This window comes from Streptomyces sp. CBMA152, from assembly GCF_014596475.1.
GTDB lineage: Bacteria > Actinomycetota > Actinomycetes > Streptomycetales > Streptomycetaceae > Streptomyces.
Genome location: NZ_MECJ01000012.1, coordinates 116,886 through 140,600, shown reverse-complemented (window position 1 = coordinate 140,600; position 23,715 = coordinate 116,886). Strand labels below are relative to the sequence as shown.

General features: G+C 66.2%; 15 protein-coding genes and 1 pseudogene. 4 read left to right on the top strand and 12 right to left on the bottom strand.

What is annotated here, in order from left to right; all coding sequences use genetic code 11:
- Positions 1 to 250 precede the first annotated feature (250 nt).
- Both BG418_RS12410 and BG418_RS12405 read right to left on the bottom strand, forming a co-directional pair.
- Positions 251 to 1,222 (bottom strand): hypothetical protein, encoded by a 972-nt coding sequence (locus BG418_RS12410; protein WP_188273857.1) that lies wholly within the window; start codon positions 1,220 to 1,222, stop codon positions 251 to 253.
- Positions 1,223 to 1,224: 2 nt separating this feature from the next.
- Entirely contained in the window at positions 1,225 to 1,527 is a 303-nt protein-coding gene (locus BG418_RS12405) for a hypothetical protein (RefSeq protein WP_188273856.1), read from the bottom strand.
- Positions 1,528 to 1,646: 119 nt separating this feature from the next.
- Between BG418_RS12405 and BG418_RS12400 the strand changes: the two genes are divergently transcribed.
- Entirely contained in the window at positions 1,647 to 1,793 is a 147-nt protein-coding gene (locus BG418_RS12400; protein WP_188273855.1) for a hypothetical protein, read from the top strand.
- Between the two features lie 287 nt (positions 1,794 to 2,080).
- Here BG418_RS12400 and BG418_RS12395 read toward each other — a convergent pair whose 3' ends face one another.
- From BG418_RS12395 to BG418_RS12385, 4 genes and pseudogenes are all read right to left on the bottom strand, one after another.
- Positions 2,081 to 2,446 (bottom strand): hypothetical protein, encoded by a 366-nt coding sequence (locus BG418_RS12395; RefSeq protein ID WP_188273854.1) that lies wholly within the window; start codon positions 2,444 to 2,446, stop codon positions 2,081 to 2,083.
- Between the two features lie 439 nt (positions 2,447 to 2,885).
- Positions 2,886 to 4,121 carry a hypothetical protein gene (locus tag BG418_RS12390; RefSeq protein ID WP_317453628.1) on the bottom strand — a complete coding sequence of 412 codons (1,236 nt, stop codon included), beginning with the start codon at positions 4,119 to 4,121 and terminating at the stop codon, positions 2,886 to 2,888.
- Between the two features lie 45 nt (positions 4,122 to 4,166).
- A pseudogene (locus BG418_RS40830) lies at positions 4,167 to 4,517 on the bottom strand (CHAP domain-containing protein); the annotation flags it as partial.
- Between the two features lie 259 nt (positions 4,518 to 4,776).
- Positions 4,777 to 6,303, bottom strand: a complete 1,527-nt coding sequence (locus BG418_RS12385; RefSeq protein WP_188273852.1) for a polymer-forming cytoskeletal protein — start codon at positions 6,301 to 6,303, stop codon at positions 4,777 to 4,779.
- Positions 6,304 to 6,849: 546 nt separating this feature from the next.
- Here BG418_RS12385 and BG418_RS39805 point away from each other — a divergent pair.
- Positions 6,850 to 7,164, top strand: a complete 315-nt coding sequence (locus BG418_RS39805) for a transposase (RefSeq protein ID WP_223184723.1) — start codon at positions 6,850 to 6,852, stop codon at positions 7,162 to 7,164.
- 379 nt (positions 7,165 to 7,543) lie between these two features.
- Positions 7,544 to 8,473 (top strand): transposase, encoded by a 930-nt coding sequence (locus tag BG418_RS39800; RefSeq protein WP_317453624.1) that lies wholly within the window; start codon positions 7,544 to 7,546, stop codon positions 8,471 to 8,473.
- 565 nt (positions 8,474 to 9,038) lie between these two features.
- Here the strand turns inward: BG418_RS39800 and BG418_RS12375 are convergent.
- The 4 genes from BG418_RS12375 to BG418_RS12360 are packed head-to-tail and all read right to left on the bottom strand — an operon-like array spanning position 9,039 to position 19,204.
- The gene (locus BG418_RS12375) at positions 9,039 to 10,577 is read right to left on the bottom strand and encodes a hypothetical protein (protein WP_188273851.1); all 1,539 of its coding nucleotides are present in this window, start codon (positions 10,575 to 10,577) and stop codon (positions 9,039 to 9,041) included.
- Positions 10,578 to 10,626: 49 nt separating this feature from the next.
- Positions 10,627 to 14,265 (bottom strand): hypothetical protein, encoded by a 3,639-nt coding sequence (locus BG418_RS12370; protein WP_188273850.1) that lies wholly within the window; start codon positions 14,263 to 14,265, stop codon positions 10,627 to 10,629.
- 17 nt (positions 14,266 to 14,282) lie between these two features.
- On the bottom strand, positions 14,283 to 16,451 hold the full coding sequence (locus BG418_RS12365) for a hypothetical protein (RefSeq protein ID WP_188273849.1): 2,169 nt from the start codon (positions 16,449 to 16,451) through the stop codon (positions 14,283 to 14,285).
- Between the two features lie 29 nt (positions 16,452 to 16,480).
- The gene (locus tag BG418_RS12360; protein ID WP_188273848.1) at positions 16,481 to 19,204 is read right to left on the bottom strand and encodes a DUF6603 domain-containing protein; all 2,724 of its coding nucleotides are present in this window, start codon (positions 19,202 to 19,204) and stop codon (positions 16,481 to 16,483) included.
- Between the two features lie 2,419 nt (positions 19,205 to 21,623).
- Here BG418_RS12360 and BG418_RS12355 point away from each other — a divergent pair.
- A complete protein-coding gene (locus tag BG418_RS12355) occupies positions 21,624 to 22,976 on the top strand; it encodes a PAS domain-containing protein (RefSeq protein ID WP_188273847.1) in 1,353 nt (450 codons plus the stop codon).
- Here BG418_RS12355 and BG418_RS12350 read toward each other — a convergent pair.
- Positions 22,942 to 23,319, bottom strand: a complete 378-nt coding sequence (locus BG418_RS12350; RefSeq protein ID WP_188273846.1) for a hypothetical protein — start codon at positions 23,317 to 23,319, stop codon at positions 22,942 to 22,944. The genes BG418_RS12355 and BG418_RS12350 overlap by 35 nt on opposite strands.
- 98 nt (positions 23,320 to 23,417) lie before the next feature.
- Positions 23,418 to 23,696, bottom strand: a complete 279-nt coding sequence (locus tag BG418_RS12345) for a MerR family transcriptional regulator (protein ID WP_188273845.1) — start codon at positions 23,694 to 23,696, stop codon at positions 23,418 to 23,420.
- Positions 23,697 to 23,715: the final 19 nt, after the last annotated feature.

Here is a 23,715-nt window from a genome sequence, read left to right as displayed (position 1 = left end):
GCTGGCCGGCGGCGTGCGCTAGCGGTCGTCGCCGGTCGGGCAACCCTCGCAACTCGGCTCCAACCCGGGCAACAGACCGCGGGATGCGGGCATGATCGCGGCCCGCTCCTGGTAGCGAGACGGGCCGGGTGGCTGGGCGGGACAGCGGACTCCTGTAAGGCTCAATGGCCCTGACTTTGTAACACCCCTGACCAGAGAGAAGGGAACTCGGAAGTTCCGTCTCAATGCAGAAAGGATCGACAAGCAGCCGTCAAGCATTCCAAGCATTTTCCACGACCGACTTGGCATCGATCAGACCGGCTCCGAATGCCAGATCTCCCTCTATTCCTCGCCCAACGCCCTTTTCTATCCGCTGACTCTGACGCTGCTCCACGTCTTTCTTACTGAATGCCGTAGACCAGTTTTCAGAGTTCGGCTTGGCGGCTCTTAGCGTCACCCCATCCGGGCGTTCAAACGCTGTCTGTTTTATCCAGTAGGCCACATCGGAAGCGCGCGGGTATTCCCCCTTGTGGTTTTCCCTCAGGGCGAACGCGAGCATGAATGTGTGGCGGCGGATGTCGCAGCGTGCGTACAGCCGCACCTTGCCGTCTGGGGCCACAACGTCCGCGCCGGCCAGATGTCCGACGAGCAGCGCGGGGGAGATGTCCACCGCGGCGGTGGCGACCAGTTCGGGCACACTCACTGTGACGTCCAGGACCATCTGCGCTGCTTCCAGTCGGGCAGCCAGTTCCGTGTGCACCTGCCAGTGGCCGGAGGTGACGGGAGGCCGGTTAAGGCTGAAGCGCGCCCGTACGCGGCGTAATGCGGCCTGGCCGGGAACAACCTGCCATGCAGGGGCGATTTCGATCTCGGCCCAGGCACTGGAGAGCGAGGCAGTGGCCTGAGACCACACCAGTTGCAGGCCACGCAGCATCAGCGAGGCCAGCCCCCGGGGGACGTCGGGTGGAAGGTCGAACCGGCGGATACTGGTGGTGCGGAGGCCGGGTAGCTCGGCCAGCGCGGTCAGTGATGCCAGGCTCAGGCCCTGGGGGAAAGCCGCGTTGAGCAGAAGGGTGTCATCGGCCTGGCGGTGTTCGACCAGGACCATGGCCGGGGACGGGCCGACGGTGAAGGAGGCGGCCGCCACGGCGGACTGTGTCATCGTGCCCCCAGCGTCAGGAACCAGCGACAGCACCAGGTGCGGCGCACCGAAGCCGAGTTGAGGAAGGAAGTCCAGGTTCATTTTCAGGAACGGAGTGCTGACCGACCATCGCGGAGGTCAACGGTCAAGACCATGCCCGTGACAGTGGCACTTTCGCGGTCGGCGGAAAACTGCAGGGCCACGGGAACCGGTGCATCATCCACGGCAGGCAAAGTCACCCGTCCGCGCAGGACTAGATCCTGAGAATCGAACTCGGGGTTCTCAACGACCAGGCGAGCGCCGACGTACTCGGAGAAGTAGCGCTCGGCTCCGTCGAGCCCCAGGTCCTGCGCGGACAGCTCGAACGAGGGCTGTCCGGCTCGGCGTTGCAGTTCGGACACGTGCATGGTTCGGGCACCATCCTTTTGTCAGGGAGGACCAGAGCCTCCTGTTTTCTTCACTCTGGCGGCCGTCGCACACAGCCCACCTCAGCGGGTCGCCCGGATTCAGGCCTCAGTTCCACGCCGTGCAGAAGGCTGGGGCCGGGGACACCGGTGTCGGCCTGGTGCGCCGCTGGGCCCGGGACGATGTCAACGACAACCTGGTCTCCCTCGGCATGCCTACCGGCGATGATCAGGTCTTCACGAAGAGCCTGCGCAAAAACTGGCTGTGAGACTTCCACCAGATGCTCATAGAGCTCAAAGTCACCGGCACTCCAGGTCGCGCAGTCGCCGTGATCGGAGCGGAACTGGGCAGGATTAGTGATCATCGCGAATCCTCCTCGGGCTCACCACGCTTTTGCTGGTCAGGAAGACGGTTCATTGTCTGGCGGTTCCTTCTGAGGGCGGGGCCCGGAAGGGTTGGACTCGGTGGTCTCAGGGAGGTATTTGTTCACCATCCGGAGCAGGGTGATGGTGAGCACACCGATGACCGGAGAGAGTATCTGCATCCAGGTTTCGTTCATTGTTTTGCTCCCCGGGTGGCCAGCCAGCACGCCCCGGATGCGACCGAGAGGCCGACGTAGATGAAGAGGTCGGCTATGCGATGCAGCGATGTGTTCTCTGCATGGAATGCGGAGACCGCGGCAGCCATCATGAAGTAGCCGGATACCAATAGCAGTCCGAGGCGGCTCTTCCCGGTGAAGATAGCTGCCAGGCACAGTGCGCTCATGACGAAGCCGAGTGTGGCGTAGACATCAGGGAGCCAGGAAAACGACCCCGGAAGGATGATCCTGTGGTCGGTCTCGTCCTCGTAGACGGCATTTCCCAGACTGCTGATTCCGAAGCCAAGAGCCGCAAGATTCGGAAAATTTAGATGAGCACGCATGCTTGATCCCCATATCTGAAACTCGTCGTCGTGGCGGTGTGAGAAACGCGTGGCGCTGCAGGACGCACAGCGGGATGGATGGGGCCCGTGAGGTTCGTGTCGTCCGGCACTGCACCGGGGCCGACGCTGGAGCCGGATGGCAGATCTGCTGGGGCTGCGCAACAGGGCAGTTGCCCACCAACGCCGCGACGTTTGCGATCAGGCCGGGGCCGTCACGTGGGTTTGCGAACTTCGCAGCATGGGTTGTTCGGTCCCACTGCCCCGGCCCGGTGTCTCTGTCAGAACGAGAGTCCGGACGACGCGTCGCCGGCAATGGCGCGGCGCGAAGGCGGGCAGCATCTGATGGGCCATCAGATAAACGCGGCCATCCTGGCACCCGGGCCCGCATTTCCAGTGCGGATACCGGGCACCAGCGACGGTGCACCAGCCCCGGTGCTGGTCAGTAGCCTCGGGGAGGCCGGTTCGGGTCGGCCTGCTGGACGCGGGCTGCGAAGTTCGACCCTGACTGGTTCACTCCGTAGCGGCTGCGGACGTAGTTGATCGTCGCGGACATGCACGCCACGACGTCGTACGGGGTCAGTGCTGTGCCCTGCTGGTGGTGCTCGGCGAAGGTCGGGGGGATGCACTGCGTCGCTCCGCGCGAGCAGTTCTGCGGGTGCCCGTCCGCCATCTGCGGACCCCAGGCGTTCGAATCGGTCGTGTTCACCCGCCACTTGGGGTGGTTGAAGGCTGATTCACGTCCCGCGATGGTGGTGAGTGCCGGCACCCCGTACTGGGGGTCCATGCCGGTCAGCTCGCATGCCCGCTGGGCGTAGGCGCGCATCGCGGTATCGCCGCTGGCGTCCCCGGGGTCGTTGTAGGCGACGTCGGAGAGCTGGAGCCTGCCCCGCCCCTCGGCCCCCGAGCCGCTGTCCTGACGGTCGTCCTGGATGCGGAATCCGTACTTCTGGGCGAGGGAGCGCAGGGTCTTGACGCCGATGGCGCCGTCGGCGTCGCTGCCGCTGTAGCCGAGGTTGCTCTGTACCTGGGCGACGGCCTCCCGGGTCTTCTCCCCGTACCTGCCGTACTCCGCCGATTCCAGCAATGCCGCTGGGAACTTGGTGGGAACCTCCTTGCTGAGGGCCCGCTGCAGGACCCGGACACTGTTGTTCGCCTGGCCAGGCCGCAGCTCGGCTAAGGAGACTGCGTCCGCCACCGGGGGCGATGGCGGGGGCGGGTCGGGCCGGTAGGGAGTGTCGAAATCCCGGGCCCGGAACGTGGCTGTCTGCCGGCCCAGCAGCACGAGGGAGCTCCTGCCCGGGAGCCCGTCGGAATCCGGGCCCGGACCGTACAGGGTCTCCTGCCACCTGCGGTAGGCATCCCTGGTTGCTGCATCCCATAACCCCACCTGGTGACCGCTCAGCCCCGCCTTCTTCTGTAACGCGGCCTGGGCCTTCTCCACATCGTCGCGCGGGGTATCGGGCACCGCCAGACCACGCTGTTCCTCCACCGTGTGGGTGGCTGCCCAGTAGATCTGCTGGAAGGACACCCACGGCAGATCATCCTCTGGCTCCGGTACGGGCTTCGGGTGGCTCCGGCCCCAGGCCGGGTCCGCAGAGTCGATGCCCTCCGCGTACGCCGGATATCCGTAGCCATAGACGTAGGGGTCCCGGCGCAGCCGCTGCTTCCGGTACACACCGTCCCCCTCGGCAGAACCACTCTCGTTTGTGTTGCCTTCGATCGTGTACACGTGGGTGCTGTCGTAGCGCTCGACAATTCCCACGTGACTGCCGCCTCCGGAGCCGAAGTACACGACGGCTCCCGTCGCAGGGTATGCGGAGAAAGCATTCCGGCTTTTGAACCATTCGACGCCGGTCGCGCACGAGGCGGTCACTGGCGCCAGACCCGGTATCCGCGCCTGCCGGAAAACCCAGGAAACAAACGTATGACACCACGCCTGCCCCTGGGACCACTCAAGACCAGGAACCGTGGGACTGAACTTCTGCTGATTATTCCAGTGGCCATTACTGTGACCCTCACGATATCCGACCTCTGCGGATGCAACAGAAATGACATCCTGTGCCCTTGGCATATTCTCCTCCTTGAGGGGCAGTGCGACTTTTACAGCATAGAATAATTGAATGACTCTAGCGTGAAAACCTCACATTTGACGTTTTCTGAGAGGCCTCTGCTGGTCTGATTCTGTCGGGAATTCTCGACGGTGGTCACAGTGTGTATTTAGTTATCCAATCAGAATCGGAGGGTTGCCTATGTATCATTCGCCGATCAGGGGTGGTGTAGGTAGGCGGCCGCGCCATCCGGCTCGATGTGTCGCGGTGTCCGGCAGTGAACTACTCGATTTCCGAACTGCTCTCTTCGGAGAGAATTGGAATGAAGCATACTGAAAGATGGTCCGCGCCATTGCTTTTGATGGGGTCGATGTTGCGCACGCGATATCCTTGATCTTTGTTGAGAGGGACGACGGCCGAGCCGCCCCAAGTGTCGGGTGAATCTCCGTAGTCGACCACTGCGCTGCCCATGTACTCCCAGTTATTTCCCACCTTGGCGTCAATGTGAACATTGCGCGTACGATGAGCACTTTCTACCCGCATTGTCACTATTAGGATGCCATTGCTGGGTGCCACTCTTTCCCATGGCATTTCTTCGAGCCTAGGCCATTCTATATCGGGTTTTCCGAGTATTGTTCCCTTGACGGCCAACGTCTTGTCGACTGTCGCCTTTCCTGTGATTCGGACGTTATTGTCGAGTGTGAGCACTTCCTTACCGCCTCGTAATGCATTGTGGATTTGAATATCACCTTTCTTCATGTCACCGAAGTCTGTTGATCCGACCACGAGTTTTTCAGTGACGGCGACATTGCCTGCTTCAATGTTTCCGGCTGCCTTCAGTTTTCCTTTTACTGTGAGTTCCTCCTTTTCTCCCTGGATGCCATTTCTGAATGTACTGGTCCCGCCGACCCAGGTGTCACCCTTCTCCATCCCGTCGAAGTTTTCTGACCCGACGATAAGTTTTTCTTCTGCGGCAATGTCTCGCGCCACGATCGTGCCGTTGAATTTTGGTGAGGTGACACCGATGGTGGTGGTGAGGTAGGCGTCTTTTTGGTGACCGTCGTCCTGTCTTGTGGCCTGAAGGATAAAGGTGGTGTCGCGTTTGACCAGCCCGGCTTCGACGGTGTAGTGACGTTTACCTTTCGCGATTTCCGCTTTTCCGTTTTCCAGGACGGTGCTGTGGAGGGTGTAGGCGGTGTCGGGCCCATCCCATCTGAGAGTAATTTTCTTTCCCCTGTCGATCTGGGTGATGACGTCGTTTGTGCTGTCGGGTCCGCCTTCGATGATGCGGAGGTTGGCGACGGGGACGAGGTCGGGGCGTGCGGGGTATTTGTCGAGGCGGTGGTGGTTGTGTTCCCAGGACCAGGTTTCGTCGCCGAGGCGGCGGATGTGTGCGTGGACTCCGACGGTGGCCGATCCGATCTGGCTGTTGATCTGGAGGTTGTCGAGGTGGAGGCGTAGTCCTGCCGCGGCGATGGTCTTTTCGCTTCCGGCTGCGGGGGTGGCTTTGCCTGCGAAGCGGTGTTCTTCGTCGGGGGGCAGGCCTTCGATGGCGCCGTCCTGGACTTGGGTGAAGGTCCAGGTGCCGGAGGTGTCGTGGGCGGTGGTGTGGATGTGTTCGTGGGTGTGGATGAGGTCTTGGGCGAGGTGGCCGACGGGCAGGGTCACGATGATCTGGTCGCAGTACACGTCCTGCTGGCCGCGGTTGGAAAAGATGACATCCAGCTGGGCTGGCTGGTCGACGGCGAGAGGGGCAGGGTTGGTCAGGACTGCTGTGGTGAGGGCCTGTGGCAGTGCGGGGGTGGTCATGGAGATTCTCCGAGAGGTGAGGGCCAGAGTGGTTGGGTGGGTGAGGGTCAGGAGGTGCTGTCGTCGTCTGTGGTCTGGGTGGTGGGAGTGGCAGTGAGCTTGAGGAGGCCGACGCGGGCGATGGGCGGGTCGGCAGGGAGGTGGGGGCGGGGGTCAGCGGAGGTGATTGTGAGCGGGGTGTCTGTGCCGGTGCGGTCGTGTTCGTGCCAGGTCCAGGTGCTGGCTCGCCGGGACGGGCGTGGCAGGGCGCGGCGAGCAGCGTGCCAGGGCTGCCGTTGCCAGCGGTGGTGCGGGTAGTGGTCAGCAACGGCCCGACGCGGAAGAAAAGTTCGAAGGTGCTGAGGGGGCCCTGGGTGAAACGGGCGGGGATGTCGAGGCTGGGGGGATGCCGGTGGTGGCATGGATCTGGGCGGAGGGGTCGACCAGCAGGGTGAGGCAGCGCAATGACTCTGCTGGCCATTTCACGTGGTGGGTTCTGGATCTCGTCGAGGTGGGATCCTCTTCGTGAAGCGTGGTTTCGCGGGGAGCCGGGAGCGGTGATCCGCGATGTCGATGTGGCGGAGGAAGTCGTACGAGATTGCGGTGCAGACGGTGCAGGTGGCGCGTGCCGCGTTCCCGAAGGGGGCGCTGGCCATCCGGATCCGTGACGCGCTGGGCGAGGTGTTCGAGGACGCCCAGTTCACCGATCTGTTCGCGGTGCGCGGGCATCCAGCCCTGTCACCCGCGAGGCTCGCGATGGTCACGGTGCTGCAGTACGCCGAGGGGTTGAGTGACCGTCAGGCCGCGGACGCGGTTCGCGGGAGGCTGAACTGGAAGTACTACCTGTCGCTGGAGCTGACCGATCCGGGTTTCGATGCCTAGGTGCTCAGCGAGTTCCGGACTCGGCTGGTCGCAGGGAACGGACCCGAACAACTGCTGGGACGGGTACTGGAAGTGCTGCGGGAGCGGCGTCTGTTGGCTGGAGGTGGCCGTCAGCGGACCGACTCCACCCACGTGCTCGCGGCCGTACGGGCCCTCGGCAACCTCGAACTCGTCCTGGAGACGATGCGGGCGGCGCTCGAAGCCCTGGCTGTCGCCGCCCCCGACTGGCTGGTGGGAACGGTACGGACAGCGGGCTTCCGACTACCGTCTGCCCCGTGCTGCTTCGGCGCGCGAGGAGCTGTCCTTGCAGGCCGGCAGGGACGGGTACCGGTTGATGGAGGCCACCTGGTCCCCGACAGCGCCGCACTGACTGCGGCAAGTGCCCGCGGTGGACGTGCTGCGCCAGGTATGGGTGCAGCGGTTCTTGCGCAATGGCACCACCGTCCAGCGCCGCGTGAAGGATGACGAGCCTCCCGGTGCCGTGCGCATCTGCAGCCCGTATGACACCCAGGCACGGTACGGACACAAGCGCGGGCACGGGTGGCTCGGCTACAAAGCACATCTCACCGAGGTCTGCACCCCGGGGAGTCCGCAGATCATCGTCCACGTCGCGAGCACTGAGGCGTCGCTGGCCGACGTGGAAACCGTCACCAGCCGGCACGATGACCTCGGCCAGGAAGGACTGGCCCTCGTCGACGCGGGCTACACCAGCGTCGGCCACATCCTTACGGCAGCCGAGCACGGTATCGATCTGATCGGCCCACTGCCGCCCGACTCGGGCTGGCAGGCCCGCACCCCGGACACCTACGACCTCACCCACTTCACCATCGACTGGGACGCACAGCAGGTCACCTGCCCCCAGGGGAAGACCTCCTGCGCATGGAGGCACGGCGTCAGCCGGGACCAAGTCCCCATCATCCGCGTCACCTTCCCGCCCGTCGGCTGCTTCCGCTGCCCTGACCGGTTGCGGTGCACCCGCTCGGGCACCTCCGGCCGCTGCCTGACCTTCCGACCGCGCACCGCATACGAGGCCCAGCAGCGCATCCGCGCCCAGCAGGCCATCGCCGAGTGGAAACACCTCTACGCCCAACGCTCCGGAGCCGAGGGCACCATCGCCCAGGCATCCCGGCGCAGCGACATCCACCACGCCCGCTACCGAGGGCTGGAGCGAACCCACCTCCAGCACATCCTGACCGCCCTCGCCCAGAACATCGTCCGCGCCGATGCCTGGCTCAACGGCAGTACACCCAGTGGGAGTTGGACCACACGACTCACCCGCCTCCACCGCCGCCTCACACCTTCCACGTGAAATGGCCAGCAGAGTCACTATGCACGGACCGGCCTTGTTATCGGTGATCACCGCACCGGGGTCATCGACTTAGAATATTGCGCGGGAACGGTGCGATTGCCTACTTTTTTATAGCACCATTGATGGGCCGGGCCAATATTCTCGGCTCAATGATTTCCAGACATCAATTCGCAAATCTCTGAATCCGCTCACATGGTGACGGTTGAACCGAATCTCCAGATATTTCTAACGAATGGCATTCCGGAATGATTCCCCGTATCCCCTTTATGGCAGGATGGGGGATAGGTATCCTTCGGTGCCTCCGCCGCCGCCATAGTTTGTTGTGATCTTGTACTTTTGACCCTTTTGAAGAGGTGCGGTGGTAGAGCTGCCTCCAGCGGCGCTTGAGCCACTCCAATCGAACGTGAAGTCTGTCGATACAACTAGGAGCTTTTCCTTGATGGCGGCACTACCGGCCTCGATTCCCCTCTCGGAAACCACCTTGTCGCCAATTGTGAGGCCATTTTCATGACCGCCCGTCGCTTGCGGAACGCCCAGAACGCTTCCACGGGTTGAACGGGAACACTCAGCCGCCCTCCTTGACTGGCCACCGGTCACTGAACGACAAGAAACGAGCACTGGCCTGCCCCCCTGCACCGATGCCCCACAGGGAGAACCTCTCTCCCGCGCAGATCGGAACCGTCACCGTCGACCAGGACTCCTCGTCTCCCGTCTCGCCCCCGTTGTTCTGCCAGTAGTAATGGCCCGGCGCGTCTTTCTTGTCGCTGTCGTTCGTCACGCTGACAGCCACCTTTTGCCAGGAGGACCCGTTGGACGAACGGCGCATGATGACGAACCCGTCGTTGAGCGCCGTGTAGTGCTTCGTCTCGCCGTCGGCCGTGCTGAGCCAGTGGTTCACCAGGCCGCTCACGGTCAGCAGCCTCTCAAGGTCCGCCGTACCCTTCACCGTGAGACCCTTTCCAGCCGTGACCGGCTCCTCGAACTTCGCCATGTCGCCGATTGTGAGAGTTTTGTCGTATCCGTACAGCGTGCCCGTCACGTGGAATGCCGAATGGAGCATGACTCCATCGAAGGATTTACTCCTGCCAAACTTCCCGCGGACGTCATCTCCGACCTTCATTTCGATGTCGCCGTCGACTGACACATCCCCCGTCACGCCGAGGCCCGCGGAGAGGTTCAGCTTTCCGCCGACCCGGACGTCACCTTTATTCATATCCCCGAAGTTTGTTGATCCGACGAGAAGTTTCTCTCTGGCGGCAACATCTTTCGCTTCGATCACGCCGTCCACGGTTAACTTGTCAAATTCCGGGTCGGTGACAATAACAGCGGTGGCGAGGTAGGTCTCTTTTTGATGGCCGCCGACTTCCTGGGCTCTGGCTAGGAGAGTGAAGGTGGCGTCTCTTTTGATACCGCCCTCGACAGTGTAGGAATGCTGTGATCCCAGAAACTCCTTGGGGCCCTGAGGTGCTCCGTAGAGGATGTAAGCCACTTTGTCGCCGGGCCCATCCCATTTGAGAGTGAATTCCTGGCCGGCATTGATTTGGGTGATGACTTCTTTGCTGTCGGGTCCGCCTTTGACGATGCGGAGGTTGGTGACGGGGACGAGGTCGGGGCGGGCGGGGTACTTGTCGAGGCGGTGGTGGGTGTGTTCCCAGGTCCAGGTGCTGTCGCCGGGACGGCGGATGTGTGCGTGGACTCCGACGGTGGCTGATCCGACTTGGCTGTTGATTTGGAGGTTGTCGAGGTGGAGGCGCAGTCCTGCTGCGGCGATTGCTTTCTCACTCCCGCTGGTGGGGGTGGCTTTGCCGTGGAAGCGGTGTTCTTCATCGGCGGGTATGCCTTCGACGGCGCCCTCCTGGATCTGGGTGAAGGTCCAAGTGCCGGAGGTGTCGTGGGCGGTGGTGTTGATGCGCTCGTGTGTGTGGACAAGGTCCTGGGCGAGGCTGCCGACGGGCAGGGTCACGACGATCTGGTCGCAGTACACGTCCTGTTGGCCACCGTTGGAGATGATGACGTCCAGCTGCGCTTGCTCGCCGACGGCGAGGGGGACGGGGTTGGTCAGGACCGCAGTGGTGAGGGTTTGTGGAAGTGTGCTGGTGGTCATGGGGGTTCCTTTTCCCGGGCTGGTGCGGGGGAGGGTTTGGTCGGCAGGGTCAGGTGGTGTTGGCGTCCTCGACGGTGGTGGGGGTGAGTTTGAGGAGGCCGACGCGGGCAACGGGAGTGTCGGCGGGGAGGTGGGGCCGGGTGTCGGCGGGTGTGACAGTGAGTTCGGTGTCGGCGCCGCTGCGGTCGCGTTCGCTCCAGGTCCAAGTGCCGGTCCGCAGGGAGGGACGCGGCATGGCCAGCAGGGTGTGGGGGGCGCTGGTGTCGCTGGCGGTGGCGCGGGTGGTGGTCAGCAGCGGCCCTACGCGGAGGAACAGCTCCAGGGCGTTGAGCGGCTGCTGGGTGAAGCGGGCTGGGATGGCGAGGCTGGTGGGGGGGAGGATGCCGGTAGTGGCGTGGACTTGGGCGGAGGGGTCGACTAGCAGGGTGAGGTAGCGCGCGTGGTCGGCTGTTCCTGCGCTCTGGTCGCGGTGGCGTGCCTGCAGGTGGGGATAGGTGGTTGTGTCGATGGGTTTGAGGCAGCCGCTGGGGTCGGTGGCGGGGTGGACGGTATAGAGGCGGCCGGGCTCGGCCGGGTCGTGGTAGGCGAGGAGGCCGTCGCCGAGCCGGTCGCGTTCGCCCAGGCGTACGGGCCAGGGGTAGTTGAGGAATTGCGGCGGGCGCCGGTCGAGGACGTGTTCCCAGTGGGGGTCGGTGAGCGGGGGTGTGTCGAGTTCGAGGGCCAGGCGGGTGCGGATGAGGGCCAGGGGGCGTCCGGCGAGTACGGCGGGGGTGGTGTCGCTGTGCGCGCTGCGGGGGTGGATGGTGGTGAGGGTTTCGTCGATGGCGTCCAGGGCCGCTGCCAGTGCGGCGGGTCCTGCGGTGTGCAGGGTGGTGAGGAAGCCCTGGAGGTGGCTCAGGCTGAGTTCGGGGTGGGAGAGGGCGTTGAGGTCCGGGGCCGGTGAGCCGGGGACGGCGTACCAGGTGACCTGGCGGGTGCCGTCGGTGGCGGTGATGGTGCGCAGTTCTCCCAGGGCGGTGCCGTCGGGGTGGTAGCAGGCCAGGGCCTGGTCGAGGTGGTGGGACAGGAGCCAGCCGCAGACGGGGTTGGCCGCGGGGTCGTGGTCCACCAGGACGCTGTCGTTGTGTGCGTCCACGAGGTCGAAGCGCAGGCGGGCGCCTTGGATGAGGCGGGGCCGCAGGTGCACGGGCTTGGTCGGAAGCTCAGTGATGCGGTCTTCCCCGGTGGCGGGGGTGGTGTCGTCGGCGGTTTGGGGGGCGTAGGAGGCTGCTTCGCCTTGCTCGACGAGGACGTGGGCACGCCCGAACCGGTCGACGATCTTGAGCAGGGTGAAGGCGAACTGGCCGGCGCGGATCTCCTGGAAGCCGGATGCGGGATAGGGCTCGAAGGGGTGGGGCAGGGGGCCCGGGTCGGGTGCGCTGCGCCAGGCGGGTCCGGTCAGGGTGCCGAGTTCGCCGTCGGGGCGTACGTTGCGGCTCTGGTCGTGGGCGGTGAGCTGGGTGGTGAAGCCGCTGAGTGTCTGGGCCAGCAGGTCCCAGCGGGCGGTGGAGTCGGCGAAGGCCTCCAGGCGCTGGCGTTTGTCGGCGTCGGGCTCGGCGTGGGCGTGCTGGCGTAGCCGCGCTCCCATGTTGAACGCGGTGTGTGCGCTGAGCATGCAGCGTCCGGTGAGAGTCAGGGCGTCGGGAGGGAGTTCCGCGTCTTTCTGGGGGGTGGTCCACTGGTAGCGGTCGCCGTCGAAGGTCCAGTTGGGCTGGTTGTCGGTGCCGGTGAAGGGGATGGGGCGGTAGGTGGCTTCCCATTCCAGATACAGCGGCTGCCAGGGCTGGGCCCAGGGGGTGACGGCGGCGTCGGGCAGCAGCTCGGTGTGCTGGGGCGGGGGAGTGGTGTCGGGGTCGAATCGGGCGGATTCGTGGGCCAGGGCGCGGACCGGCTCCGGCAGGTGGGCCAGGGCGGTGCCGAGGGTGTCCGCGTGGGGGTCGCCGCTCGGGGGCGGTGGGGTGGCCAGCACGGGGCGGCAGCGCAGGGCTGTGGTGGTGTCCATCGGCTCGTGCAGGCCCGCGCCGCGGATGAGGACGACGGGGTCCTGGGCACTGTGGAAGGGCGCGGCGGGCACCCGCTTGAGCACCAGGGCGCCGGCAGGGGCAGGGCTGGTATCGGTGGCGAGGACCAGGCCGAGTCCTTCGGGGCCGGTGAGCTTGGTGACGGCCTCGATGATGCGGTGAGCCAGGCTGGTGGGGGCGGCGTAGGCGGTGGCATGGCCGTCGGCGGAGACGGGGGCGCCCAGCTCCAGCTGTTTGTCGCGGACCTGCCGGGCGAGGCTTTCGGGGGCCTCCGGGTCGAGCTCGCGTTTGAGGGCTTGCCGGTCCAGGTCCCGGGGAAGCAGGGGAAGGCTGTGCAGCCACCAGGCGTCGTAGAGTCGGCGCTGCAAGCCGTGCAGGCTGCGGACGGCCGTGTCGTAGGTGTCCTGGGCGGCGTTGAGTGCGGCCAGGGCGGCGCGCTGGGCGGCGTTGGTCTGGGGAGCGGGCTTGCCGGCCGCGGGCGGGGTGTCGGCGATCTGCCAGAGGTATCCGCCGGGGGCGCGGGTGAACCAGTGTTTGTGGATCTGCCGGTCCAGGTCGAGCATGCCGTCGGGCTGGTCGATCTTGTCGAGCATGCCGTACTGGAGGGCTTCGAGCAGCTCGGGGGAGGCGCCGAGCACCTGGTCCTGCTTGTTTTCCTCGAAGGCGGTCTTCACAAGGGCGACGAGGGCGTCGAGGGAGCTGTTGCCGATGGCCATCCGGGAATTGACGACCGGGGTGTGCCTGAACAGCTGCTCGGGGTCCAAGGACACCTTGTGGCTGAGGCCCGCATAGTAGGAGCGGCAGGAGCTGGTTGCTGCGGCGCCCTCTCGTGCGGGACCGCGGGGCAGGGCCTGGTCCGGCTCCCAGTTGAGTTCGCTGAGGATACGGGTGAAGTCGTCTTCCGTTGCGGCTGGGGCCAGGCGGTCGTTACGGGGGTCGGAGTACCAGCCGGCGACGAGGTAGGTGAAGGACGCCTTGGTGTTCTCGTGGCCGGTGAGGTGGTCGTGGAAGGAGAAGACGTTTTCGTTGTAGGGCTGGTAGTGGCTGAAGGCGGGGATCCCGGCACCCACGGCGGTCAGGAAGGTGCCGGGGGCCGGCTTCCACTGCTCGGCAGGGGGCTCGGGTTCGGCCCAGGGCATGCCGGCGGTGACTTCGCGGGTGCGGCCGATGCGTGTGATACGGCGGATGTTGTCGGGTCCGGTCCACAGGAACGGTGAAGTGCCGGTGGCACGTCCCATGTGGTCGCTTTCGACGACCCACATCTTCACGCCCGTGTCGCTGCTTGTGGCGTTGCCGCGGCGCACGATGAGCCAGCGGTTGGGCACAACGGGGAAGACGGTGCGGCCGGTGGCTTCGTCGTGGGTGCCACGGCGCAGTGCGTCGGGGAGTTCCCACTGCAGGTATACGCCTAAGTCTTTCTGTATCACTTCTTTTGTGCCCGGATCGATGCCGAACGGCTTGATGTCGTCGAACGGTTCGGGTTCGGGGTTCAGGTGCAGGTTGAGGCGGTGGAAGTTGACCTGCCAGCGCTGGAAGTTGTAGCGATGCACGACGTCGGCGTTGACCACCAGGGCGGAGAGTCTGACGGGGACGACGAGGCCGGGGGGCGGAGTGGCGGACTGGTCCATGGCGGAGGCTCCGGTGGTCAGGGGCGGCGGAGGGTGATGCGCTCGGGGGAGGAGAGCATCTGGAGGGCGAACTGGGAGGGGGCCAGCGGCGTGGTCGGCGGGAACTGCTCGCCCAGGTGGCGGGCGAGCCCGCCGGTGTCGAGTGTGGTGATCCTGCCGGAGCGCCGCAGGTGCGGGGCCAGGGGCACCTCGATGGGCTGCTGCGTGGTGGAGTCGGGCCGGGGCTGGCCCGTGGTGAGGTCGCGCAGCTGGATGACGCCGGTGTCGGTGACGCCGAAGTGCAGGCCCTGGTGCGGCTCGGCCACCTCCACCGTCTCCGGGACGCCGTCGTAGAGCACCAAGAGGACGTCCGTGTCGAGCCGGTCGCGGCGCAGGACGGCCAGCGCGGTGCCGGAGGGGCCGGTGGCGTGGAAGGTGAGAGCGGGCCAGCCGCGTACGAGGGCGGAGCGGATCAGCAGCCCGGCGGCGGGAGAGGGGGCCGCAGGTGTGAAGAGGCTGTGCATGATGGTGTCCAGTGGTTCTGCTGCGGCGCGGCTGCGGCCGATGCTCAGCGCGCCGTCGCGCAGCACGCGCAGCCACAGCGGGTCGACGTGGAACCAGCGCAGGCTTTCGGCGGGCAGGGCCGTGCGGTCGGGTACCAGGTGGGCGAAGGGGACCGTGGCGAGCTGGGTCAGGTTTGTCAGCCACGTGCTGATCTGCTGGGTGTGGCGGCCCAGGCGCGTGCCGGGGTCGCGGGCTTCGGCGAGCAGGACCTCTACGGGCTCGGGGGGCGGAGCGGCGGCTGGCGCAAACCGGTGGGCGGGCATGGTGCTGTACTGCATGACGGGGGGTGCGAACAGGCGTTGGAGGCTGGCCTGGAGGCCGTGTTGCAGAAGATCGTCCAGGCGGGTGAGGGCGTCGCGCGGGTCGGTGAGTGCGGGATGCCGGGTGCGCTGGGTCAGGTGTGCGTGGCGTTCGGCGAAGGTGCGGTAGAAGGCGGCGATCTCGGTGGTGAAGTCCGCATCGGCCAGGGCCAGCGTGCGGCCGAGGCTGAAGGCGTCGGCGTAGCTGAGGTCGAAGACCCCGTGGTCCTTGACGTAGATGAGGGCCTGGGAGGGGTGGGTGCAGAGCTTGGGCAGCAGCGAGGTGTCGGGGGTGTTGACGGGCGGTACGGGGGTGAGGGGGCCGCGGTACCAGGCGAAGGTGTGCGCTCCGGGAGAGGTGTGGTGGGCCACTGGCAGGTAGCCGTCCCGCAGCCGCCGCACGGCAGCACTGTCTTGGCCGGGGGTCTCTTCGATGGGAGGCAGGGGGCGGCGCAGTAGTCCGGCGCGGTCGTCGGCGTCCGGGGTGGGGCGGGCCAGGTGCTCGATGAGGGGGCGGAAGCCTCCGCTTTCTTCCGGGTGGGAGGTGAAGGCCCAGGAGTGGAGCGAGAACAGACGTAGGGGCTGGTCTGCGCCGGGGGGCGCAGCCTCTTGGCCTGTGGCGGAGGGCAGGTGCGGGGCGTGGCCTTCGAGGGAGACCAGGTGGGCGGTGTAGGAGCCGCCGGCATCGGCCGGGAAGCGGTTGGCGATGACTACCGAGTAGGAGTCGGTGCCCACGGCCGCGGCAGGATCAGCGGCGGGGGCAGCGAGGGCGAGGGAGCCGGTGCGGACGTGGGTGAGCAGGTTCAGCTCCTCGGCCCGGGGCAGCAGGTCCGCGGCCAGGGCGGGCGGCAGGTCCACGGTGGTGCAGGCGCCGTCGAGTTCCGCATCGGTGAGCGCACCGGTATCCAGCGCGGGCAGTCGGACGGCGGGCTCGGCGGCGAGGGCCTGGCGGACCGTCCAGGCCCTCGGGGTCACGCTGTCGGCGGTGCTGAGCACGAGCAGGGCCAGCCAGGCTGGCCCGTCCCCGCTCATGGTGGGGTGCTGCGGGTCCAGGGCGCGTTCCCAGGGCAGCACCGCGCGGTTGAGGGTGATGTGCGGCAGAACGGTGTGGAAGGCGCCGTTCATGCCGGGCGGGGGGAAGACGCCGTGGACGAGGCTGTCGTCCAGGTGGAACTGCGGAGCCCTGACAACGAAGTCGTGTTCGGCGGGCTTGAGGTACTTCGTGTCGTCAACCGTCTTGTTCTGATCCAGAAGGTCCTGGGTGACGGTGAGGGTGTAGCGGCCGGCTTCGACGGACGGCCTCAGGGAGTCGGTGAAGGTCACGGTCTGGGGGGTGGTGGGCATGTGGTTACCTCTCCTATGCGCGGATCGGGTCAGCAGGCCGCGATGAGGGGCTGGTGGGCGAACAGGTGCCCGGCTTCGCGGGCGAGGGCGGACAGGTCGTCATCGGCCAGGTCTGTCAGCTGCCAGCGCTGCAGGTCCTTGAGTAGCGCGGCGCGGTTCGCGGCCGTGCCGGTGTCGGCCATCTGGCCGATGACAGCGACCGCCTCCGTGCTGCGGGCAGGGGGCCGGACAATGGCCTGGTCGTCGGCGCCTCCCAGCGGGTTCGTGCCGTCGGCGAGCGCCGTGCTGTCCAGCGCGGCGGCGTCCACGGCAAGCGAGTGCCCGCCCGGTGCGGGTGCAGGGGCGGTGATCCGCGCACCGGTGATCATGCCGGTCACCAGCTGCTCGTCGGCGGCGGGCAGGTGGTGCGGGTCCAAGGTGGGCGCTCCCCACAGGGCGGCGGGCACGTTGGTGCGCTGCGCGCGGATCGTCCAGTTCTTGCTCGCAGCGTCGAAGGCGGGGCCGGGTGCGCCGTCTGCCCCGTGCTTGCGGATGATGATGCGGTGCTGGGCGTCCAGACCCTGCTTGCCCATCGCCCGGATGTTCACCTTCTGCTCTGCCCGCTCGGCGGCGGGGGCGGCGTCGGCGGTCAGTAGCTCGCTGGCGGGAACCGCGGTGCGGCTCTCCAGCTCGAAGCCGTCGCTCGACAGCACCCAGACGGCATCTCCCGGCCGCGGGGCCGTCTGTCCGGCAGGCGCGGGCGGGGGAGGCATCAGTCCGCGTACCGGCACGACCTGCACGACCTGGTCGGCGGCGGGCAGCAGGGCGGTGAACTCCTTCCAGTCCAGCTTCGGGGCGGGCACTGCGGGGGCCGGCTGGCCGAAGGCGACGGTCAGCCCGATGCCCAGGACGTGGACGGTGACCTCGCCTCCGGTCGGCGGGCCCCACGCGTGGAAGTCGGCGCCGACTTCCACGCTCCAGGTGCCGAAGACGTGGGTGTTGAGCGAGGCGCCGAGGGTGATGCCGGCGGTGACATCGAAGTGGAAGGGCTGCCACTGCAGCAGCGCGTCGACGTGTGCGGTCAGCCAGGCCCGTACGTCACCGGAGTGGTACTGCACATCCAGGCTGCTGCCGACCATGAACGCGGCGGGGGTGAGCGCGAGGTAGGAGCCGCCCGTGATGGAGACCGCGTCGCTGGGGCTCCAGTTGATGCCCAGCCGCGGCGGGGCGGGATAGTGGGCGGGCGGGGTGAACTGCGGGTGGTAGCCGCCCAGCGTCAGCACGAAGTCACCAGGGTGGGCGCTGCCGTCGAACCAGCAGTGCAGTGCGAACCCGCCGGTGAGGTGGCAGGCCGGGTCCAGTACGAACGACCGGTCGGTGAGCAGGGCGTCCACCGCGAGCATGGCCTTCTCGGAGGTGTAGACGGCCTCCAGGTCCAGCTCCAGATTCGCGTACGGGGCGACCCCGGCCTTCGTTGCCTCCTTGGGCAGCGGGAAGGAGGCGCTGGCCCGCCCGAGCAGGCTGATGGCCAGGCCGGAGCCGAACTCCGCGGTCAGCAGGGCACGGGCCTGGATGAGTTCGCACACCGAGAACGCCACCCCGGCGGCGACCCAGATCTGGCCGTCGGCCGGACGCACCCACGGATCGTCCCCGGACGTCAACGACTCCAGCGTGCCCAGGAGGCCGCCCTTGGCGTCCGCAGCAGGCTCTTCCTTCAGAGTGCCGCTGCCCGTCTCGGAGGTCAGGCCGGCGATCAGGGGGAAGACGGACACCTCTGCCAGGGTGGGGATCCGCAGGTGGCTGTTGTAGCCGAAGCCGCCCATCAGACCGGTGAGCACGAACGGCGGCGGTCCCGGGATCTCCCCGCCGAGCTCGCCGAACAGGAACAGCGACGGCTGCCCGTCCATCTTGTGGAGGTAGGCGCCCACGGCACCGAAGGAGTACTTCGATGCCTTGACCGCCAGCAGCCCCGAGATGAACAGGTCATACCCGGCGGGCGGCGTGCCCTTGAGGAACGCCCCGCCGATCTCCAGCGTGGGAGTGGAGTAGTCGACGCTCAGCCCGGACAGCCGGCCCTCGGCTTCCAGTTCGCCGTGGAGGAGCTTGTCCAGACGCACCCCCAGACCGAGCCCGTCCACCCCGATCGTCAGGGGGCCGGCCTTCATCGTGGCGTCAGCCAGCACCGACAGTTCCTGGTCCTGGTAGCCGACGCCGAGGCGGCGCACGGTGAGCGGGCCGAGCGTCTTGTCGACGTTCAGCCACGCGGCGGCCGGTGCTGCGGGCACCGCATCCGGGGCTGTCGGCGTGCTGCGCGGCACCGGCTGGCGCGCCAGGAGCAGCGGCGCCTGGGGGGCCTGCGGGAGGGCGGGCTCCGTGCTGTGCGGCTTGGTCTCACCCCGCTCGGAGCCGCCGCCCAGGTGCAGGCGGAAGGTGTGCGGATTCATGCCCGGCACGGTGCATGTCGCCTGGAACGTCGCCCCCTTGGTGACCTTGTCCTTGGGTAAGGAGGGGGGATGGTCGCCGCCGAGTTGTCCCAGCTGGGTGTTGATCGATTCCACCTGCTCGGGAGTGAGCGTCGCGGAGGCAACAACCGTCCGCAGGCCGGAGAACTTCACGTCCATCTCCGGCGGGATGTCCTGGCCGACCAGGGGAAGCTGGTCGAGCCCGAACTCGGAGTCGTACTCGACCATGAGCACATAAGTGTGCCCGGAAGAAGGCTTCTTGACATCGCCCTCACCGGCTGACACCGGCGCGACGGCACGTGATGGCTGCATGGAGACCGCTCCTCGGAGAAGGGAAAAGGGGCACAGCAAAACGGCGCGCAGCCGGGCCGGTAGACCGGTGCTACGCGCAGAGGCGGGAGGAATACATGCGGGACGCGCGGCTGCGCTGACGGGGGATCACACGGGGCGCCGTGACGGTGGACCGCAGCACAGCCGTTGGTAGCCGCAGGACAGGCTCGTGCAAAGGGTTGGTCGCGTCGGCCGCCCAGCGGCGATGGGGCGCCGAGCGTGGCGGCGTCGCTTGGGCACACGGAGCAGCGGGGCCGGAAAGCGGGGAAACGGTCCTACCGGGGTGTCAGCTGCCCAGCGGGGCATCCGCGCGGGAAGCGGATCCAGATCTCGTCAGGGCCACATGGTGCCGGGGTTAGCGTCCACGTCGACGACCACTTGCGGACGCGACATACCGGGCGGGGCGCGCTCGTGAATATTGGGGTGCTGTCTGGTCAGCGAGACTACGCCGTCGCAACGGCTTGCCGTGGAGCGGTAGAACGCCGCTCTGCCACGGGCGGCTGCGCGCACCGTGCACCACCATCAAGAGCTACTGTGACATATATGACTTATATGCGCAATAGGGGTGTTCTGGCTGCGGCTGCCTCGGGCTGGCTCAGCAGGGCTGACCCTGCTGCGGGCGTGTACGGGGACCGGGGCTTCCCCCGGACAGGCAGCCCGCCCCGCGATGACTGGACCGTTCCGTTGAAGGGCTGTCACGAGGTCGCAAAGGCGCCTCGGCGCGCGGCCATGAACGGCCTCACGGGGGCATGAAGCCGCCCAACTCGCCGACAGAGCAGCTTGGTTGGAGCAAGGATTGGTGCAGATCCCAGGATCCGCACACGACCCTGATAGGGCGGGGGCGAGAGGGGGTTGCCATTGATGGCCGCACGATCGCGAACGGGTCTGCTGCATGGCTTCGTACACGGCAAGCAGCAGCGTTTCGACAGCAGTTTGGGCGGCACCACGACTGGCGGTGCTTCCCGGATGTTCACGGCTTCGGGAGGCGGCGCAGGCGCCCGGGAAGCGGGGCCGCGACACGAGCGTCCGCAGCCTGCGGTGTGCTGAGGACAAAAGCGCTGGCTACGGGCGTAGGTGGTCTGGTGTGGCCGTGCCGTTGCCGACTGCCGCGCCGCCGGGCCTGGGTGCCTCCCGAAGTCGTGAACATCGTCTCTCCGTACGAGCGTGCGACGCCCGGGGTCGTGTCGAAACGTCGGCGCGACTCGTGAACAAAGCCAGCTGCACGATCGGGTGACATCTCAACTGGCTTGCCCTGGTGGGTGGGTGGGAAGGGTGTTGCTGTGCCCAAACCCTATCCGGAAGAGTTCCGCGAGGATGTCATGCGGGTCGCGAGGAACCGCGGACCGGGATCGTGACCTGGATCGAGAGGACCTACCGCCGACGCCGCAGACAACTCTGCCTTGGCCGACTGACCCCCCGTCGAATTCGAGATGGGTGGGACGAGACAGCTCAAGTCGTTGGCGGAGCGCTTCAATCGCGATAGCAACTACGAGCCGCAGCTCGTCATGATTGTATGAGCCACGAGCCGCACCCATTGTCGAACTGGGTCTGCTGCATGGCACGGCGGTCATGTGGCCAGCGGGAGGGCTCCGGTCGGCGAAGGCGAGCTCGGCGCCGTCGAGAGTGTGCTTCTGCAGGCAGTGATCGAGACACCCGTGGTGTTGTCGCCTCGAGGGCTCCGGCACCGGTTCACGTGCGCCTGTGACGAAGGCAGCGCTCGTGCGGCTGCTTTACCCCGTGTGACCGCTGATCATTGTTGTCGTTATCTGGATCATGCTGGTTGGTGTGGCCACGGCGCAGGTGAAGGGGTGGGCGCAGGAAACGGCTGCGCTCACCGCATGGATGGGGCCGCCGTCGCTACCGAATTCCAGCTCGGCACCTCGATACTGCGCGGCGCCCACAGACGGAGCTGGCTCCTCGCCTGGGTGGCAGCCGGCGCCGGCCAAGGCAAGAACCCCGCCCTTCGCGGGCTTTCGCACGACAGCGCCTTGCGGTGAGTGGCGCTCGCCCTGCCGCCGCCCGGTCAGCCGAACCAGCACGCTGTGGCACGGGCGCGGACACGGTGCTACCACAGGCCGTGTACCGGGCCGTGGCCCGCTGGCAGATCGGGCAGGACAGCGAGCAGGCCGAACAGATCACGGGATTGGGCCTATACCAGATCCGCCGCTGAGCTTCCGGTCTGGCGGGGGAGATCGGCGTCTGCCCCGCCCGACCGTCGAGGCACCCGCCTGCGCACCGTCGCCCTCGCCGGTGACCCGGCCCTGCCTGCAGCGGCAAGCGAGCCGTCTGCCGGCCCCAGGCAGCCGTGCCACTGCAACCAGCGCGGTGCTCTGCGGCCCGCCTGCCTCCGCCCCGGCGGCCGTTGCCCGGGCCGCAACCTCAAGATCCGAGGCTGTCGTACATGCTTGTCGACGCGATCCCGCCCGAACTGGTTGCAGAGCTGCCCCTCCGTTTATGGGGGACAGACACAGAACTCCGTATTGTCCAGGCCATCGGCAGGCCTGAGCTCGACTATTACCTCTCTTCGGCCGGGGTTTTGCTCACCGACGGGAAAGAGCGGAGATATGATATTTCATACTCGCGGCATCCCGATGTCTCGGCACATCTGAGGGCGCTTCGCGGCGAAGTGGTTGCTTGGCGCACAGGCCCACTCGGTGTGATGCAGGCCTGCGTCGCACCGGTAAGCGACGCACGCGGAGAAGCGTGCGGAGTCCTGGGGGTGGCCGTTGACCTGGGTCCTGCCGCCGTGGAAACGAAAAGACGCCGCGATGTTGAATTCATACTGCGCACAGCATTGGACGCGATCTCGGCACCTATGTCCCTCAGCGACGAAAATGGCAGGATCCTCATCGCGAATCAATCGTATGCGAACGCCCTGGGGGTCACTACAAAGGAGATCGCAGCCAGAACGGAGAGGGAAGTGTTCGCGCAGTGGGATCCCGGCTACGGAGAATGGGAAATCTGGGACCGCATCACTTCCGGCCACATGCCGGGGGAATTCTCGTGGACCGGAGAAGGGGGAAGGAGATATCGGTCACTAGTCTTGGAGGCCAGGGAGGCAGACGCCCCGGTCCGCGTAAACATTGCCAGCGACGTAACGGAGGAAAAGGCCCTGAAGAACGGCATAGAGGATCTGACATGTCGCTACAGGAAGATTCTCGCCGTCACCAGGGACCCGTTGGTACTGCTCGACGGGAAGGGGGTTGTGCAAGATTCCAGTGGACAGTTCGAAAAACTTATAGGGATGCCCAGGATAAAGATTGCTGGAACCGACTTGAGGAACCTCCTCGCCCCCTCTTCCCGCGCCCAGCTTACTGATTTGCTTGAGGCGCAGGCCGAGGGGGCCGAGAAGGCGGCGCTCCTCTTGTTCTGCCCGGCAGGCGGCGGCGCGGTTCTATCGGACATTGCACTGTCCAGTATGAGAACCGCATCCGATGATGTCATTCACCTGATTGTGGTGCGGTCATGGGGTGACCCTGCGGAGCAGCTGGCTTCCCGGCGCGCCACAGAAATTTCTGAGATCGATGCCCGGATTATTGAGCTGCTTGCGATTGGCGCGAGCAACGCGAAAATTGCAGAAAATCTCTGTATCAGTCGGCAGGGCCTCGACTACCGCCTGAAAACTATCAGGAAGCAGCTGGATGCGCCAAGCCGAAGTGCACTGATCGCCCGCGCATACGCCCGCAGGATATTTGAGGACGGTAGCTGGCCTCCCAAAATCAGGAGGCCGGGTCCGGTGATCGAGATGCCATAGGGGCCGAGGTGGCGATGGAATAGACGTACGGGCTCAGGTAGCGAGTGACGTCCGTGATGATGTTGGCAATCGCTAGTAGCTCGGTCTGGCGGTTGCGCATGTCGATTTCGGTAAAGTCCTTGCCGAGGAACCTGATCCCGTTGCCTGTGCACTTCGTCACCTTGTGGTAACTGCTGTCACCGTCCGGCCCTGCGGAATTGCGCAGTGCTGTGCGTGCTGACTTCACCTCGTCCCTGTTCTGGCCTTCTGTCAGTTTGAGTCTGCCCGTCTGGTCGACCCAGGAGTTTCCGGGAGCATTTCCCAGTCGCGCAACCTCAGGAATATATTTGAGGAAAGCGTCCAAGCCTCCACTGGTAAGGATCCGCTCCCAGGCGGAGTATGGCCCGTGGGGCACAAACGCATCGGTAAGGGAGAACGCGGGGCAACCGCATCTTGGGCTGTTCATTGCTCGAACCCTGCTGACGTTGCGCTGCTGGCTGTTGACGTCTGGGTCTTTCCGGTGCGCCGGGCGCGTTCGGCACGCAGCACGTGGTCCTCGCGGTAGAGATTGGTGGTGCGGTAGCGGGCGATGGGTGTGAGGTAGCCCCGGCGTTGCCACTGGCGGATGGTGGAGATTTTCACCCCGGCTACCCGTGCTGCTTCGCGCGTGGTCAGCAGCCGGTGACTGGGTGCCCCGGTCTGGAGCGCTGCGATGTCTCGTCTGCTGTGGGGGAGGGCCATTGGAGTCTCCATGAGCTGT

Excerpts from the sequence above, each read along its gene's own strand:
- BG418_RS12405 (WP_188273856.1), bottom strand. The coding sequence starts at position 1,527 with ATGCACGTGTCCGAACTGCAACGCCGAGCCGGACAGCCCTCGTTCGAG.
- BG418_RS12395 (WP_188273854.1), bottom strand. The coding sequence starts at position 2,446 with ATGCGTGCTCATCTAAATTTTCCGAATCTTGCGGCTCTTGGCTTCGGA.
- BG418_RS12360 (WP_188273848.1), bottom strand. The coding sequence starts at position 19,204 with ATGCAGCCATCACGTGCCGTCGCGCCGGTGTCAGCCGGTGAGGGCGAT.
- BG418_RS39805 (WP_223184723.1), top strand. The coding sequence starts at position 6,850 with ATGTCGATGTGGCGGAGGAAGTCGTACGAGATTGCGGTGCAGACGGTG.
- BG418_RS12365 (WP_188273849.1), bottom strand. The coding sequence starts at position 16,451 with ATGCCCACCACCCCCCAGACCGTGACCTTCACCGACTCCCTGAGGCCG.
- BG418_RS12355 (WP_188273847.1), top strand. The coding sequence starts at position 21,624 with ATGCTTGTCGACGCGATCCCGCCCGAACTGGTTGCAGAGCTGCCCCTC.
- BG418_RS12370 (WP_188273850.1), bottom strand. The coding sequence starts at position 14,265 with ATGGACCAGTCCGCCACTCCGCCCCCCGGCCTCGTCGTCCCCGTCAGA.
- BG418_RS12385 (WP_188273852.1), bottom strand. The coding sequence starts at position 6,303 with ATGACCACCCCCGCACTGCCACAGGCCCTCACCACAGCAGTCCTGACC.
- BG418_RS12375 (WP_188273851.1), bottom strand. The coding sequence starts at position 10,577 with ATGACCACCAGCACACTTCCACAAACCCTCACCACTGCGGTCCTGACC.
- BG418_RS12410 (WP_188273857.1), bottom strand. The coding sequence starts at position 1,222 with ATGAACCTGGACTTCCTTCCTCAACTCGGCTTCGGTGCGCCGCACCTG.
- BG418_RS12345 (WP_188273845.1), bottom strand. The coding sequence starts at position 23,696 with ATGGCCCTCCCCCACAGCAGACGAGACATCGCAGCGCTCCAGACCGGG.